Genomic DNA, 14,954 nt, shown 5'->3' with positions numbered 1-14,954 from the left:
CCCGTGCGCGAGAGCGGTTCATGATCGCACCCGAACGTAGCGGGGAGGGTATCGAGATATGAATATCGACGGGCAAGTCGCCTTGGTCACCGGAGGCGCCAGCGGCCTGGGAGCGGCCACGGCGCGCCACCTGGCGTCACTGGGTGCCAAAGTTGCGGTTCTCGATCACGACGGTGACAAGGCCGCGCAGGTTGCCGACGAGATCGGCGGGTTTTCTCAACGCTGCGACATCACCGACGAAACCGCGGTGGCCGATGCCGTAGCCGCTGCCAAGGCGCGGTTTGACCAGCCGCCGCGCATCGTGGTGAATTGCGCCGGCGTGGGTCTGGCTGCGCGGATCGTCGGCCGCGATGGCAAGGTGTCGACGGACATCTTTCGCAAGGTGATCGCGGTCAACCTGTTCGGCACCTATCACCTGATGACCTATGCCGTGCAGGCGATGATGGACGCCGCCCCGCTGGAAACCGGCGAACGCGGAGTGATCATCAACACCGCCTCGGCCGCCTACGAAGACGGCCAGATCGGCCAGACCGCCTATGCCGCGTCCAAGGGGGCCATCGCGGCTATGTGCCTGCCAGCGGCGCGCGAGCTGGCGCGGCCCGGCATCCGCGTCGTGGCCATCGCTCCGGGTCTGTTCCACACCCCGATGATGGAAAGCCTGCCCGAGGAGACGACGCAGGAAATCGTCAAGAACATCCCCTTTCCGCACCGGCTGGGCGATCCCGCGGAATTCGCGCAGATGGTCGCGGATGTGGCCCGGAACGCCTATCTCAACGGCACGGTGATCCGGCTGGACGGCGCGGTCCGGCTGCCTCCGCGTTGAGGCAGAGGCCATACCGGACCGGGCGCGCACAGGCGGCAGTGCCGTCTCAAGTGCCCCGACGCCGGTCAGGGGACCGTGCCGGTTCGTCGATGCCCTTCAGGGTGCCAGCGGCTTTTCCGTCAAGGCCGCTTCGACATCGGTGTCGAGCGGCGTATCGAAGCTGTTCAGGATGTAACCCAGCGTGGAATAGAAACCGACCGTGGCCATCAGGTCGAACACCGCCTCGCGGCCGTGGTCTTTCGACACCGCGGCCAGCGTGCCGGGGCTCAGTCGTGCGGTCGCGAACAACTCGTCGACGGCCCGGCACAGGGTCGCATCGGCTTCCTGCATGGCGCCCAACGGACCGCCGATCGACGTGATCCGCGCATCGCTCAGCCCGCACGCCCGCGCACGCAGGATATGCTGGGCCCACTCGTAGTCCGAGCCGAGCCTCGTGCCGGTCCGCAGGATGACGACTTCGAGGAATTCGCGACCCAGTGCCGACTGGTTGACGATGTGTTCGCGCAGACCGCTCCAGGCGCGCAGCAGCGCGGGATGATGGGCCATGGTCCGGTAGACGTTCAATCCGCCGGCGAACCCGTTCCGCATGTCGGCCAGATCCCTTGGCCAATCGGCATCGCTCAGCGGCGGCGCGGACGCGGCAGACGGGTTGGCGCCGTCACTCGACATCGAACGGTTCGAAATGTGCCGCCCGCGCCCGGTTCCAGCGTGCCAGATAGCCGAACTGATCGCTTTCGTCGCGCAGCAGGAAGCCGTTGGGCAGGTAGGGATAGATATCTTCGCCGGTGACCATGTCGCGATCGCGTTCGCGCATCAGCAGGTGATGGGGCCGAAAGTCGCCGGGATGGGACAGCCCCGCGGCGCCCGTCATCTCGGCCAGCGCCTTGAGCGTGTTCTTGTGGAACCGGTACACCCGTTCGGATTTTTCCGTGACATTCAGGGCGCGCTGGCGCAGCGGGTCCTGCGTTGCCACGCCGACCGGGCAATGGTTGGTATGGCAGGCCTGCGCCTGGATGCAGCCCACCGCGAACATGAAGCCGCGCGCCGAATTGGCCCAATCCGCGCCAAGCGCCAGCGCCTTGGCGATGTCGAACGACGTCACCAGCTTGCCCGACGCGCCCAGCTTCAGCCGATCCCGCAGTCCGGCGCCGCGCAGCGTGTTGTGGGCAAAGACCAGCCCCTCGACCAGCGGCATGCCCATGTGGTTGGCGAATTCCAGCGGTGCTGCGCCGGTGCCGCCTTCCTTGCCGTCTATGACGATGAAATCGGGAACGATGTCGGTTTCCAGCATCGCCTTGACGATGCACATGAATTCGCGCCGGTGGCCGATGCACAGCTTGAAACCGACGGGCTTGCCGTCGGCATTGTCGCGCAGCGTCTTGATGAACTGCACCAGCTCGAGCGGAGTGGAAAACTCGGGATGCGCGGCCGGCGACACGCAATCCTGCCCCATCGGCACGCCGCGCGCCTCGGCGATCTCGGGCGAGATCTTCGAAGCCGGCAGCACCCCGCCATGACCCGGCTTGGCGCCTTGGCTCAGCTTCAGCTCGATCAGCTTGACCTGGGGATCGGCGGCCTGTTCACGAAACTTGTCGACATCGAAACGCCCTTCGGCAGTGCGGCACCCGAAATAGCCCGAACCGATCTCGTAGATCAGATCGCCGCCGCCTTGGCGGTGGTAACGGCTGATGCCGCCTTCGCCGGTGTCATGGGCGAACCCGCCTTTGCGCGCGCCGCTGTTCAGCGCCAGAATGGCGTTGGCCGACAGCGCGCCAAAGGACATGGCCGAGATGTTGTAGATCGACGCGTCATAGGGCTTTTCGCAATCGGGGCCGCCGATGCGGATACGGAAGTCATGCGACGCGATATGCTTGGGCGCGGCGGAATGGGTGATCCATTCATAGCCGGAATCGTAGACCCGTTCGCGCGTGCCGAAGGGCCGCTTGTCTTCGACCCCCTTGGCGCGTTGGTAGACGATCGACCGCTTGTCGCGGGAAAACGGTTCCTCGTCGCGGTCGCTTTCGATCAGGTATTGGCGGATTTCCGGGCGGATGCCTTCGAACAGAAAGCGCATATGCCCGATGACCGGGTAATTGCGCAGGATCGCGTGGCTGGTCTGCAGCACGTCATAGATGCCCAAAGCGGCAAGGCCGCCGAAAATCAGCACGAATGGCAGGAACCAGACCGACCAGATCAGGCCGATGAGACAGACCAGGGCCAGAACGGCCGAACCGACAAAAACCGCGAAACGCATCTTGCCCCTTTCCGAATGTGGTCAGATCACGGCGGCGATGGCCCGTTCGAGCTTGTCCGTCAACTCGTCGATCTGGTGGTCTTCGATGATGAAGGGCGGGGCCAGCAGAATGTGGTCGCCCTGGCGTCCGTCGATGGTACCCGACATCGGGTAGCAGATCAGCCCCTCGGCAAAGGCCGCCTTCTTGATCTTGGCGGCGACGCCGCGCTTGGGGTCGAAGGGCGCCTTGGTGGCCCGGTCCTCGACCAGCTCGATGCCGCGGAACAACCCGCGCCCCCGGATATCGCCGACATGGGGGTGCTGGCCGAACCGGTGTTCCAGCCGCAGGCGCAGCGCCTCGCCCTGGGTCTGGACCCGGTCGATCAGACCGCGCTGAATGATGGCATTGACCACGGCAAGGCCGCCGGCCGCCGCCGTGGGATGACCGATATAGGTGTGGCCGTGCTGGAAAAAGCCCGAGCCCGCGGCGATGGCGTCATAGATTTCGGCGGTGCAGAGCATAGCGCCGATGGGTTGATATCCGGCGCCCAGGCCCTTGGCGATGCACAGGATATCCGGCGCCACACCGTCCTGTTCGCAGGCGAACAGCGACCCGGTCCGGCCCATGCCGCACATCACCTCGTCCAGGATCAGCAGCACGCCGTAGCGATCGCAGATTTCGCGGATGCGCTTGAAATAGCCCGGCGCGGGTGCCAGTGCGCCTGCTGTTGCGCCGACGACCGGTTCGGCCATGAAGGCCATGACCGTGTCAGGGCCGACGCGCAGGATCTCATCCTCCAACGCCTGGGCGGCGCGCAGCCCGTATTCCTCAAGGCTCTCGTCGTCACGGCGCAGGCGGTATTCGTAGCAGGGGTCGATATGGCTGACATCCAGCAGCAAGGGCCCGAATTGTTGGCGCCGCCATTCATTGCCGCCCGCCGACAGCGCGCCGATGGTGTTGCCGTGATAGCTTTGCTTGCGGGCGATCAGGCGGCTGCGCTTCGGCTCGCCCCTTTCCACCCAGTATTGCCGGGCCAGCTTGATCGCGGCTTCGGCCGCCTCGGAACCGCCGGACAGCAGAAAGACCCGGTCCAGATCGCCGGGCGCGTGTTCGATCAGCAGGTCGGCCAGCGCCTCGGCGGGTTCCGAGGTGAAGAATCCGGTATGCGCAAAAGCCAGCTTGTCCAGCTGCGCCTTGATCGCCTCGGTCACTGCGGGATCACCATGGCCCAGACAACTGACCGCCGCGCCGCCCGACCCGTCGAGATAGCGTTTGCCCGCGGCGTCGATCAGGTAACAGCCTTCGCCGCCAACGGCGACGGGCGGGTTGGCATGGCAATGGCGGCCAAAGATATGAGACATGCGGTCATTCCCCTGTCAGGCGTATTCGGGACAGACTGGCCCAACGGGCGCGAAACGCCAAGCCCCGGGGCAAGGGCCAGAAACAAGCCACCCGAGGCGCGTGGGCACCTCGGGTGGATTGTGTGTTGGTTTATTCCGCGGCCAGCTTGGCCTCGGCGGCGATCGCGTCGGCCAGCGCGGCTTCGAAGATCGCGAGGCCCTCCTCGATGATCGCGTCGGACGCGGTCAGCGGCACCATGATGCGCAACGCGTTGCCGTGCATGCCGCAGGCCAGCAGGATCAGCCCGCGCTTGAGGGCGTGGGCGATGACCGACTTGGTCAGCGCCGCATCCGGCGTCGCGGTGTCGAAATCGGTGACGAACTCGACCGCCAGCATCGCGCCCAGGCCGCGGATGTCCCACATCCGGTAGGGCGCCGTACGGGCGCCGATCTCGGCAAACCGGGTGCGGAAGGTTTCGCCCAGGGCGGTCGAGCGGGCCAGCAGCCCTTCGGTCTCGATCGCCTCGATGGCCGCCAGTGCGGCCGCGCAGGCCACCGGGTTGCCGCCATAGGTGCCGCCCAGCCCGCCCGGTGCCAACGCGTCCATCACATCGGCGCGGCCGATCACACCGGCCACCGGATAGCCGCCGGCCATCGACTTGGCGCAGCTGATCAGGTCGGGCACGACGCCGGAATGCTCGATGGCGAACCATTTGCCGGTGCGCGCGAACCCGGCCTGGATCTCGTCCGAGATCAGCAGGATGCCGTGTTTGTCGCAGATCGCCCGCAGCGCCTGCCACATCTCGTTGGGCACCGGATGATAGCCGCCTTCGCCCAGCACGGGCTCGAGGATGATGGCGGCGACGCGCGACGGATCGGCATCGGTCAGAAACAGCGTTTCCAACGCCTTCAGCGCATCGTCCACCGTCACACCCTGGCGCGCATCGGGGAAGGGCGCGCGGAAGATGTCGGCGGGGAAGGGGCCCACATCCTTCTTGTAGGGCGTGACCTTGCCGGTCAGGCCCAGCGTCATCAGAGTGCGGCCGTGGTAGCCGCCGGTAAAGGCGATCACACCGGGGCGCTTGGTATGGGCGCGGGCGATCTTGATGGCGTTTTCCACCGCCTCGGCGCCGGTGGTGACCAGCAACGTCTTCTTGGCGAAATCGCCCGGTGCAAGGGCGTTCAGCTTTTCGGCCAGCGCGACATAGGGTTCATACGGCACGACCTGGAACGAGGTATGGGTATAGTGATCTTCCTGCGCCTTGGCGGCGGCGACCACGGCGGGATGGCGGTGACCGGTGTTCAGAACGGCGATGCCACCGGCGAAGTCGATGAAACGATTGCCCTCGACATCCCACAGTTCGGCGTTTTCGGCATGCGCGGCGAAGACCGGCGCGGCCGAGGCCACGCCGCGCGGCACGGCAGCTTCGCGGCGCGCCAGAAGGGCGGCGTTGGACTTGGCGTCGGCGGCCACGGCGCGCAGCGCGGCGGCTGCCGATTCAGTCGTTTTCGGCGCGGGCTGTTTGGCCTCGGGTTGTTCGGTCGCTTTCTTGCGCGCAGTGCGGGTCGTGCTGGATTTCTTGGACATGGTGGTCTCCGAATTCGGGAGGCGGAAATGATGAAAATACTGATACGCCGATTAGAATAATTGTCAAACCACTTGTCGGCTCGGGGCTGGTCCGGCGTACCAAGACCCTTGTTTTTCGGGTGCTTTGAAAAAAACCTTGACGGTGTCGAGACTTGAGTGATTAAAATATCAATCACTGGCTTGAACCTATCGGGGGGCATGACGGCTTGGATATCGGCGGACGGCTCAGGGCGGTGCGCGAATCGCGCAACATGTCGCAGCGCGAACTGGCTGCGCGGGCGGGGCTGACAAGCGGCGCCATTTCCCTGATCGAACAGAACAAGAGCAGCCCGTCTGTCGCGTCGCTGAAGGCGCTGCTGGACGGCATTCCGATGACCATGTCGGAATTCTTTGCCGAGGTCGAAGCCAGGGGCGCGCCGAAGTACTTTTACGCGACCAGCGAATTCGTCGAACTGTCGCCGCAGGATATCGGCCTTGGCGACCGGGCGGCGCGGCTGTCGTTGCGCCAGCTGGGCAACGCGTCCGAACACAGTTTGCAGATCCTGCACGAAAACTATCCGCCCGGCACCGATACCGGGCCCGACATGCTCAGCCACGAGGGAGAAGAAGCCGGCATCGTCGTGTCGGGTATCATCGAAGTCACCGTCGCCGACCAGGTGCGCGTCCTGAATCCGGGCGAAGGCTATCTGTTCGACAGCCGCCTGCCGCATCGGTTTCGGAACATCGGCGATACGGATTGCGTTGTCATCAGTGCCTGTACGCCGCCAACATTCTGATATTTGCCAAGATTTTCCGGACGCTTTAGGCTCCGGGAATGCAGCGCAGCAAGGGTGCTGCCACAAAACCGAAGTAGAATCAGGGAGTTACTAATGAAAATGTGGAAAGCAGGGGCGATTCTGTCCGCCGCTCTTCTGGCCGGTCATACCGCGACCGCACAGGAAAAATTCATCACCATCGGCACCGGTGGTCAGACCGGCGTCTACTTCGTCGTCGGCCAGTCGATCTGCCGTCTGGTGAACCGCGGCACGGCGGAACACAACCTCAAGTGCACCGCGCCGTCGACCGGCGGATCGATCGCCAACATCAACGCGATCAAGGCCGGCGACATGGACATGGGCGTGGCCCAGTCCGACTGGCAGTTCCACGCCTATAACGGCTCGTCGCAGTTCGAGGGCGACAAGTTCGACAAGCTGCGCGCGGTGTTCTCGGTGCATGGCGAACCCTTCACGGTCGTGGCCCGCGCCGACAGCGGCGTGTCCACCTTCGACGACCTGTTCGGCAAGCGCGTCAACGTCGGCAACCCGGGTTCCGGCCAGCGCGCCACGATGGACGTGGTGCTCGAGGCGATGGGCAAATCGTCGGACGATTTCGCCCTGGCGTCCGAACTCAAGCCGGCGGAACAATCCGCGGCCCTGGGCGACAACAAGGTGGATGCGATCATCTACACCGTCGGCCATCCCAACGGTTCGATCCAGGAAGCGACCTCGACGGTCGATGCCAAGCTGGTCAGCGTCACCGGCGAAGCGATCGACAAGCTTGTCGCCGATAACCCCTATTACGCCAAGGCGGTCATCCCCGGCGGGCTTTACAAGGGTAATGACGCGGATGTGGAAACCTTCGGCGTGAAAGCCACCTTCGTGACCTCGGCCGATGTCGACGACGAAGTGGTCTACACCGTCGTGAAGGCCGTGTTCGACAATTTCGATCGCTTCAAGGGACTGCACCCGGCCTTCGCCAACCTGAAGGAAGAAGAGATGATCGCGGACGGCCTGAGCGCCCCGCTGCATCCCGGCGCCGAGAAGTACTACAAGGAACGCGGCTGGATCAACTGATCCGGCTTGACCTGCGAAAACAAAGGGAAATCCGCCCCGGCGGGTTTCCCAGATCCCGGCGCGCAACAACACCAACAAGCGCAGCCGTGGCCAGTTTGCCAGCGGGGACATGACCATGACCGACGACAAGCAATTCCAAGCCGCAGCGGTTGAAAACGAAGCCGCTGGCAAGGGCGGGCTCAGCCAGGCAGAACTGGACGAACTGGTCGCCTCTTCCGACACCGGCGGACGCAATCCCGCCGGACCCATCGGCACCTTTCTGGTCGTCGTTGCGCTGCTGTGGTCGCTGTTCCAGCTCTGGATCGCATCGCCGCTGCCCTTCATCATCGGCTGGGGCGTGTTCAACGACACCGAAGCGCGGTCGATCCACCTGGCCTTTGCCCTGTTCCTGGCCTTTGCCGCCTATCCCGCGGCCCGCACGACCGCCCAGCTGGGCCTGGCCGTCGCCGTGCCGGCACTGCTGACCTTCCTGTTCATGTATGGCGCCAAGGCCGGCGTGCCGGTCTGGTGGATCCCGATCCCCGGCGCGCTTCTGATCGCCGCGATCTTCTTGGGCTCGCCCAAGGATCGCATTCCGTTCTGGGAATGGGGCCTCGCCATCATCGGCGCTGTCGCGGCGCTGTATCTCTACGTCTTCTACGACGCCATTGCCACGCGGGTCGGTGCGCCGATCCTGCAGGACTACGTGGTCGCCGTGATCGGCCTCCTGATCCTGCTCGAGGCCACGCGCCGTGCGCTCGGCCCCGCGCTGATGATCGTGGCGACGGTTTTCCTGGCCTACACCTTCCTCGGCCCGCTGATGCCGTCGATCATCGCCCACAAGGGCAATAACCTGTCCGAAGTGGTGAACCACCAGTGGATCACCACCGAAGGCGTGTTCGGCATCGCGCTTGGCGTGTCGACCTCGTTCGTCTTCCTCTTCGTGCTGTTCGGGTCGCTGCTGGACAAGGCCGGCGCGGGCAATTATTTCATCCAGGTGGCGTTTTCGCTGATGGGCCACATGCGCGGCGGACCGGCCAAGGCCGCCGTCGTCAGCTCGGCCATGACCGGCCTGATCTCGGGTTCGTCCATCGCCAACGTGGTGACCACCGGCACCTTCACCATCCCGCTGATGAAGCGCGTGGGCTTTTCGTCTGAAAAGGCCGGTGCGGTCGAGGTGGCCAGTTCGGTCAACGGCCAGATCATGCCGCCCGTGATGGGCGCCGCGGCCTTCCTGATGGTCGAATATGTGGGCATTCCCTATTTCGACGTGGTCAAGCACGCCTTCGTCCCCGCCGTCATCTCGTATATCGCGCTGGTCTACATCGTCCATCTCGAGGCGATGAAGGCCAATATGCAGGGGCTGCCCCGGGCCTACGAACCCAAGCCCATCGTGCAGCGGCTGATCGGCATCGCCTTCACCATCGCGGTGATCTGCGCGCTGAGCTTCGCGGTCTATTACGGCATGGGCTGGATCCGGCCGGTCTTTGGATCGGCTGCGGCATACATCGTCTTTGCGCTGCTGGTCGTGGTCTATATCGCGCTGCTGCGCGTCGCGGCGAAAGAACCGCCGCTCAAGCTGGAAGATCCCAATGCGCCGGTCACGAAACTGCCGCTGCCGGGGCCGACGATCCGGTCGGGCCTGCATTTCCTGCTGCCCGTCGTGGTTCTGGTCTGGGCGCTGATGGTCGACCGGCTGTCGCCGGGTCTGTCGGCGTTCTGGGCGGCATCCTTCATGGTGTTCATCCTGCTGACGCAGCGGCCGCTGATGGCGATCCTGCGCGGCGAAGGCGATACCGCCACCGCGGTACGCCAGGGCTTTTCCGACCTGATCGAGGGTCTGGTCGCCGGTGCCCGCAACATGATCGGCATCGGCATCGCCACCGCAACCGCCGGCATCATCGTCGGCGCGGTCAGCCAGACCGGCGTCGGCTCGGCGCTGGCGGATGTCGTCGAGGTGCTGTCGGGCGGCAACATCATGGCCATCCTCGTGCTGACGGCGATCCTGTCGCTGATCCTGGGCATGGGCCTGCCGACCACGGCCAACTACATCGTCGTCTCGGCGCTGCTGGCGCCGGTCATCGTGACGCTGGGCCAGCAGAACGGGCTGATCGTACCGCTGATCGCGGTGCACCTCTTCGTGTTCTACTTCGGCATCATGGCCGACGTGACACCGCCGGTGGGCCTTGCGTCCTTCGCGGCGGCCGCGGTATCGGGCGGTGACCCGATCCGCACCGGGGTTGTGGCGTTCTTCTATTCGTTGCGCACCGCGGCGCTGCCGTTCCTGTTCATCTTCAACACCGATCTGTTGCTGATAAACGTGGGCTGGGGGCAGGGGATATTCGTCTTCATAACGGCGACCGTCGCGATGCTTTTGTTCGCGGCGGCGACGCAGGGCTGGTTCCTGACCCGCAACCGCATCTACGAGACCATTGCACTGCTGCTGGTGGCCTTCACCTTCTTCCGCCCGGGCTTCTGGATGGACATGGTCGCGCCGCCCTTCGTCGACGTGCCGCCCGCCGCGATCGAACAGGCGGCCATGGACACGGCGGTGGGCGAGAACCTGCGCCTGCAGGTCAGCGGCCTGAACGCCGTGGGCGATCCGGTCACGTTCACCGCGCTGCTGCCGGTGGGTGAAGGCGAGACCGGCCAGGACCGTCTGTTCGCGTCGGGGCTGGAATACGTCATCAACGGCGACGAGGTGATCGTCGACAACGTCGCCTTCGGCAGTCCGGCGGCCGAAGCCGGCTTTGATTGGGACCAGACGGTCGAGCGCGTGCGCGTGCCGGCCGACCAGCCATCGAAATACTGGATGTTCATCCCCGGCCTGCTGCTGCTGGGCCTGGTGGTGATGCTCCAGCGCGGGCGCGCACGCCCCGCGCCGGCAACCGCATGAGGAGCCCCGCCGATGTTTGACAAGATCCTGCTTCCCATCGATATCAACCACCCCGAAAGCTGGGAAAAGGCGATCCCCGCAGCGCTGCAATGCTCTGGAGAAGGAGGAGAGATCCATCTTCTGGGTATCGTGCACGACCTGGGCGTCGGGGTTGTGTCCACCTTCCTGCCAGCGGATTTCGAGAAGAAGGCGATGGAAGGGCTGAAGGCCGCCTTGGGCGATCTGGTCCGCAAGGCGTTTCCCGCCGGCAGCAAGGTGCAGACCCATGTCGGCCACGGCCATGTACCGGAAACCATTCTCCGCATCGCCGATCAGGTCGGAGCCGACCTGATCGTCATGTCCTCGCACCCGCCAAGCGACCTGCGCAGCATGCTGGTGGGCTCTTACGCGGACAAGGTGGTGCATCACGCGCCAATCCCCGTCCTGACCGTTCGCTGACGGTCGGGGCGTCAACAACAAGAAAGCAGATAAACCTATGACCCCCTTTGCGATCGCCGGCATCCAGATGCATGTCGCCGCCCTGCATTCCAATGTCGAGGCGATGCTGCATCGCCTGGACGTGCTGATGGCGCGGTTTCCCTGGACCCAGATGGTGGTGTTTTCCGAGCTGGCGGCGTTCGGCCCGCTGGATCGCTACGCGCAGCCCTTTCCGAACGAGACGCTGACCACGTTCCAGGAAGCGGCGCGTCGCCATGGCGTCTGGCTGCTGCCCGGGTCGATGTTCGAAAAGCGCGCGGACGGGCGGATCTTCAACACCGCGGTCGTCATCAACCCGCAGGGCGAGATCATCGCGCAATATTCCAAGATGTTCCCGTTCCGGCCCTACGAGGCAGGCATCTCGGCGGGCACCGAATTCTGCATCTTCGACGTGCCCGATGTGGGCCGCTTCGGCGTGTCGATCTGCTATGACATCTGGTTCCCGGAAACCACGCGTCATCTGACCAGCCATGGGGTCGAGGTGCTGCTGAACCCGGTGCTGACCGGCACCACCGACCGCGACGCCGAGATCGCCATCGCGCGGGCGACCGCGGCGCAATTCCAGTGCTATGTCTTTGCCATCAACGGGCTGGCTGCAGGTGGTGTCGGCAAGTCGCTGGTCGTTGACCCGTCGGCGATGGTTCTGCACCAGTCGGGCGGGCAAGAGGATATGTTCCCCATCGAGGTGGATCTGGACCTTGTGCGACGTCAGCGCGAAACCGGTCTCAAGGGGCTCGGTCAGGTGTTGAAAAGCTTCCGTGACCGGGACGTCGATTTTCCCGTCTACGATCGCAACAGTGGCGCGGATGCCTATCTGCACACACTGGGCGAGTTGCGGATCCCCACCAAGGGCGACCAGGGCGGTGTGAAGGTTCCCGATCCACGCGCCGCATTGGGCTACAGCGAAACCGCCGATCGGCCGGCGCTGAACTTTGCCGCTTTCAAGGGCAAGACCGGCACCGACTGAATGATCCAGCAACGCAGATCACGGGACATGCGTCGCTAGGGTTCGAGCTTTGGGAGGAAGCGCGATGAATCTGCAGCACGACGTCAAGAAACTGCCTTCGGTCAGCGACTACTACAGCGCGACGCAATTGCGCGCGGACCGTTGGAGCGCGTTGCGCGAAACGGCGGAATCGATGCTGGTCCACGGGGTCGAAGGACGGCAGGGCAGCAAGCTGCTCAAGACCGCCGAAACGCTGCTGGATGCGCTTGCCCCGATCGAGCTTTACTGGGCTTTCCCGGGGCTGCATGCCTTCGAGCATCTGCGCAGGTTGCTGGACCACCGCAACATCGAGGACCTGGCCACCGCGGTGCGCCGGGTCGCGCGGGCGTTGACCTCGGGCGCCTACCGGCGTCGCACGGTTCCCGTGGGGGGCGACGAGCTCGACAACGAGGATTTCGAGGACGACAGCACGCTGGCGCCCGAGGATCGGGCCCTTGGGCGGCCCTATTTCGAAGTGCTGATCGTCGACAACGTCAACGAGCATCAGGAACGGTTTCTGCGCAACAACCTGCACCGCGTGCGCCGCGCCGAGGACCCGTTCATCTACGAGCCGGTCGTCGTGCCCAGCCTCGAAGATGCGCTGATGGGTATCCTGTTCAACTACAACGTTCAGGCGGTGATCGTGCGTCCCGGTCTGGTGCTCAAGTCCAAGAACGCGTTGCCGATCATCCAGCAATATCTCAGCCGTCTGAACGAGGATGAGGATGTCGACGCGCTTCAACCCTATGAATATGGCCCCGAGGCCTGCCGGCTGATCGCAAAGGTGCGTCCCGAACTGGACGCCTACCTGATCACCGACCGGTCGGCCGAGGATATCGCCGGGCTCGACCTGGGCCGTTGCCGGCGGGTGTTCTACAACCAGGAGGATTTCCTGGAGCTGCACCTGAACATCCTGCGTGGGGTGAACCGGCGCTACAAGACGCCGTTCTTCACGGCGCTCAAGGAGTATTCCAAGCAGCCCACCGGTGTCTTTCACGCCATGCCCATCAGCCGCGGCAAGTCGATCAGCCGCAGCCACTGGATCCAGGACATGGGCGCGTTTTATGGGCCCAACATCTTTCTGGCCGAAACCTCGGCCACCAGCGGCGGGTTGGACAGTCTTCTGGAACCCAAGGGCCCGATCAAGGAAGCGCAAGACATGGCGGCGCGGGCCTTCGGATCGAAACAAACGTTCTTTGCCACCAACGGTACCTCGACCTGCAACAAGATCGTTGTCCAAGCCCTTGTCCGGCCAGGAGATATCGTGCTGGTCGATCGCGACTGCCACAAATCGCACCACTACGGCATGGTGCTGGCCGGTGCCAACGTCGTCTATATGGACAGCTATCCGTTGCACGAATACTCGATGTACGGCGCAGTTCCGTTGCACGAGGTCAAGCACACGCTGCTCAAGCTGAAGGCGGCAGGCAAGCTGGATCGTGTCCGCATGGTGCTGCTGACCAACTGCACCTTCGACGGGCTGATCTACAACGTCGAACGCGTCATGGAAGAATGCCTGGCGATCAAGAAGGACCTGGTGTTCCTGTGGGACGAAGCCTGGTTCGCCTTCGCACGGTTCAGCCCGACCTACCGCCGCCGAACCGCGATGTCCGTCGCCAATACGATGCGTGAAAGGCTGGCAGATGCCGGCTACCGGCTGGAATGGGAAAAGCAGCAGGAAAAGCTGAAGGACGCAGACGATGCGACACTGCTCAAGACCCGGCTGATCCCACCGCCCGATGCCCGCGTCCGCGTCTATGCCACGCAATCCACGCACAAGACGCTGACCTCGCTGCGGCAGGGGTCGATGATTCACGTCAACGACATGGACTTCAAGGGCGAGGTCGAACAGGCCTTTCACGAAGCCTACATGACCCACACGTCGACATCGCCCAACTACCAGATCATCGCCTCGTTGGACGTCGGTCGGCGGCAGGTCGAACTGGAAGGGTTCGAGTTTGTCCAGCGCCAGGTCGAAAGCGCGATGGCGATCCGCCGCGCCGTGGCCACCCACCCGCTGCTGCGCAAGTATTTCCGGGTGCTGACCCCGTCGGACATGATCCCGGCCGAATACCGCGAAAGCGGAATCCAGTCCTATTTCAACGCCGACGAAGGCTGGTCCGACAAGTGGGAAATCTGGGCCAAGGACGAGTTCGTGCTGGACCCGACCCGCGTGACATTGGCCGTCGGCGGCACCGGCTGGGATGGCGACACCTTCAAGACCAAGATCCTGATGGACAAGTACGGCATCCAGATCAACAAGACGTCGCGCAACTCGGTCCTGTTCATGACCAATATCGGCACGACCCGGTCTTCGGTCGCGTACCTGATCGAAGTGCTGGTCGAGATCGCCAAGGATCTCGACGACCTGCTGGACGACGCGTCGCGGATGGAGCGGCTGTCCTTCGAAAAGCGCGTGTCGGCGCTGGTCGAACACGTGCCGCCGCTGCCCGATTTCAGCCGCTTCCACGATGCCTTCCGCTCGGGCGGGGAAACGCCCGAGGGCGATATCCGCAAGGCGTTCTTCCTCGCCTACAACGAAGAGAACTGCGACTATCTCGATCTGGACGACAAGCTGGTTGCACGCCTCGAGGGGGGCGAGGAACTGGTTTCGGCCTCTTTCATCATTCCCTATCCGCCGGGTTTCCCGATCCTGGTGCCCGGCCAGGTCATCAGCCCCGAAATCCTGTCATTCATGCGTGCGTTGGATGTCAGCGAAATCCACGGATACCGACCCGACCTGGGCTTGCGCGTCTTTACCGCCAAGGCCCTCAAGGCACTGACCAAGAAGTCGAAGTAG

General features: G+C 64.2%; 11 protein-coding genes. 7 read left to right on the top strand and 4 right to left on the bottom strand.

Annotation, left to right across the window (positions count from 1 at the left end):
* The first annotated feature begins 58 nt into the window (after positions 1-58).
* Complete coding sequence (locus KUH32_RS17710; RefSeq protein ID WP_217779993.1) at positions 59-823, top strand: SDR family NAD(P)-dependent oxidoreductase; 765 nt, start codon at positions 59-61, stop codon at positions 821-823.
* Positions 824-919: 96 nt separating this feature from the next.
* Here the strand turns inward: KUH32_RS17710 and KUH32_RS17705 are convergent, their stop codons facing one another.
* From KUH32_RS17705 to gabT, 4 genes are all read right to left on the bottom strand, one after another.
* A complete protein-coding gene (locus KUH32_RS17705) occupies positions 920-1,492 on the bottom strand; it encodes a carboxymuconolactone decarboxylase family protein (RefSeq protein WP_217779992.1) in 573 nt (190 codons plus the stop codon).
* Positions 1,482-3,077, bottom strand: a complete 1,596-nt coding sequence (locus KUH32_RS17700) for an FMN-binding glutamate synthase family protein (protein WP_217779991.1) — start codon at positions 3,075-3,077, stop codon at positions 1,482-1,484. The genes KUH32_RS17705 and KUH32_RS17700 overlap by 11 nt, the downstream gene beginning before the upstream one ends.
* Before the next feature lie 21 nt (positions 3,078-3,098).
* Complete coding sequence (locus tag KUH32_RS17695) at positions 3,099-4,418, bottom strand: aspartate aminotransferase family protein (protein ID WP_217779990.1); 1,320 nt, start codon at positions 4,416-4,418, stop codon at positions 3,099-3,101.
* A gap of 130 nt (positions 4,419-4,548) precedes the next feature.
* Positions 4,549-5,985: a 4-aminobutyrate--2-oxoglutarate transaminase gene (gene gabT, locus KUH32_RS17690; RefSeq protein ID WP_217779989.1), complete on the bottom strand. Its 1,437-nt coding sequence runs from the start codon at positions 5,983-5,985 to the stop codon at positions 4,549-4,551.
* Between the two features lie 206 nt (positions 5,986-6,191).
* Here gabT and KUH32_RS17685 point away from each other — a divergent pair, with 206 nt between their 5' ends.
* The 6 genes from KUH32_RS17685 (at position 6,192) to KUH32_RS17660 (ending at position 14,954) form a co-directional block, all read left to right on the top strand.
* The gene (locus KUH32_RS17685; RefSeq protein ID WP_217779988.1) at positions 6,192-6,761 is read left to right on the top strand and encodes a cupin domain-containing protein; all 570 of its coding nucleotides are present in this window, start codon (positions 6,192-6,194) and stop codon (positions 6,759-6,761) included.
* A gap of 93 nt (positions 6,762-6,854) precedes the next feature.
* Complete coding sequence (locus tag KUH32_RS17680) at positions 6,855-7,817, top strand: TAXI family TRAP transporter solute-binding subunit (RefSeq protein WP_217779987.1); 963 nt, start codon at positions 6,855-6,857, stop codon at positions 7,815-7,817.
* Between the two features lie 115 nt (positions 7,818-7,932).
* The gene (locus tag KUH32_RS17675) at positions 7,933-10,692 is read left to right on the top strand and encodes a TRAP transporter permease (protein WP_217779986.1); all 2,760 of its coding nucleotides are present in this window, start codon (positions 7,933-7,935) and stop codon (positions 10,690-10,692) included.
* Positions 10,693-10,704: 12 nt separating this feature from the next.
* A complete protein-coding gene (locus KUH32_RS17670; RefSeq protein WP_217779985.1) occupies positions 10,705-11,130 on the top strand; it encodes a universal stress protein in 426 nt (141 codons plus the stop codon).
* Positions 11,131-11,167: 37 nt separating this feature from the next.
* A complete protein-coding gene (locus KUH32_RS17665; RefSeq protein WP_217779984.1) occupies positions 11,168-12,136 on the top strand; it encodes a carbon-nitrogen hydrolase family protein in 969 nt (322 codons plus the stop codon).
* Between the two features lie 64 nt (positions 12,137-12,200).
* Complete coding sequence (locus KUH32_RS17660; protein WP_217779983.1) at positions 12,201-14,954, top strand: aminotransferase class I/II-fold pyridoxal phosphate-dependent enzyme; 2,754 nt, start codon at positions 12,201-12,203, stop codon at positions 14,952-14,954.

Origin of the sequence: Thalassococcus arenae (assembly GCF_019104745.1) — a bacterium.
GTDB lineage: Bacteria > Pseudomonadota > Alphaproteobacteria > Rhodobacterales > Rhodobacteraceae > Thalassococcus_B > Thalassococcus_B arenae.
The sequence above is the reverse complement of the archived record's forward strand: the minus strand, read 5'-3'. Positions and strand labels throughout refer to the sequence as shown.

Bases quoted from the DNA above. Each gene is read 5' to 3' on its own strand.
- KUH32_RS17710 (WP_217779993.1), top strand. From the start codon at position 59: ATGAATATCGACGGGCAAGTCGCCTTGGTCACCGGAGGCGCCAGCGGC.
- KUH32_RS17705 (WP_217779992.1), bottom strand. From the start codon at position 1,492: ATGTCGAGTGACGGCGCCAACCCGTCTGCCGCGTCCGCGCCGCCGCTG.
- KUH32_RS17700 (WP_217779991.1), bottom strand. From the start codon at position 3,077: ATGCGTTTCGCGGTTTTTGTCGGTTCGGCCGTTCTGGCCCTGGTCTGT.
- KUH32_RS17695 (WP_217779990.1), bottom strand. From the start codon at position 4,418: ATGTCTCATATCTTTGGCCGCCATTGCCATGCCAACCCGCCCGTCGCC.
- gabT (WP_217779989.1), bottom strand. From the start codon at position 5,985: ATGTCCAAGAAATCCAGCACGACCCGCACTGCGCGCAAGAAAGCGACC.
- KUH32_RS17680 (WP_217779987.1), top strand. From the start codon at position 6,855: ATGAAAATGTGGAAAGCAGGGGCGATTCTGTCCGCCGCTCTTCTGGCC.
- KUH32_RS17675 (WP_217779986.1), top strand. From the start codon at position 7,933: ATGACCGACGACAAGCAATTCCAAGCCGCAGCGGTTGAAAACGAAGCC.
- KUH32_RS17670 (WP_217779985.1), top strand. From the start codon at position 10,705: ATGTTTGACAAGATCCTGCTTCCCATCGATATCAACCACCCCGAAAGC.
- KUH32_RS17665 (WP_217779984.1), top strand. From the start codon at position 11,168: ATGACCCCCTTTGCGATCGCCGGCATCCAGATGCATGTCGCCGCCCTG.
- KUH32_RS17660 (WP_217779983.1), top strand. From the start codon at position 12,201: ATGAATCTGCAGCACGACGTCAAGAAACTGCCTTCGGTCAGCGACTAC.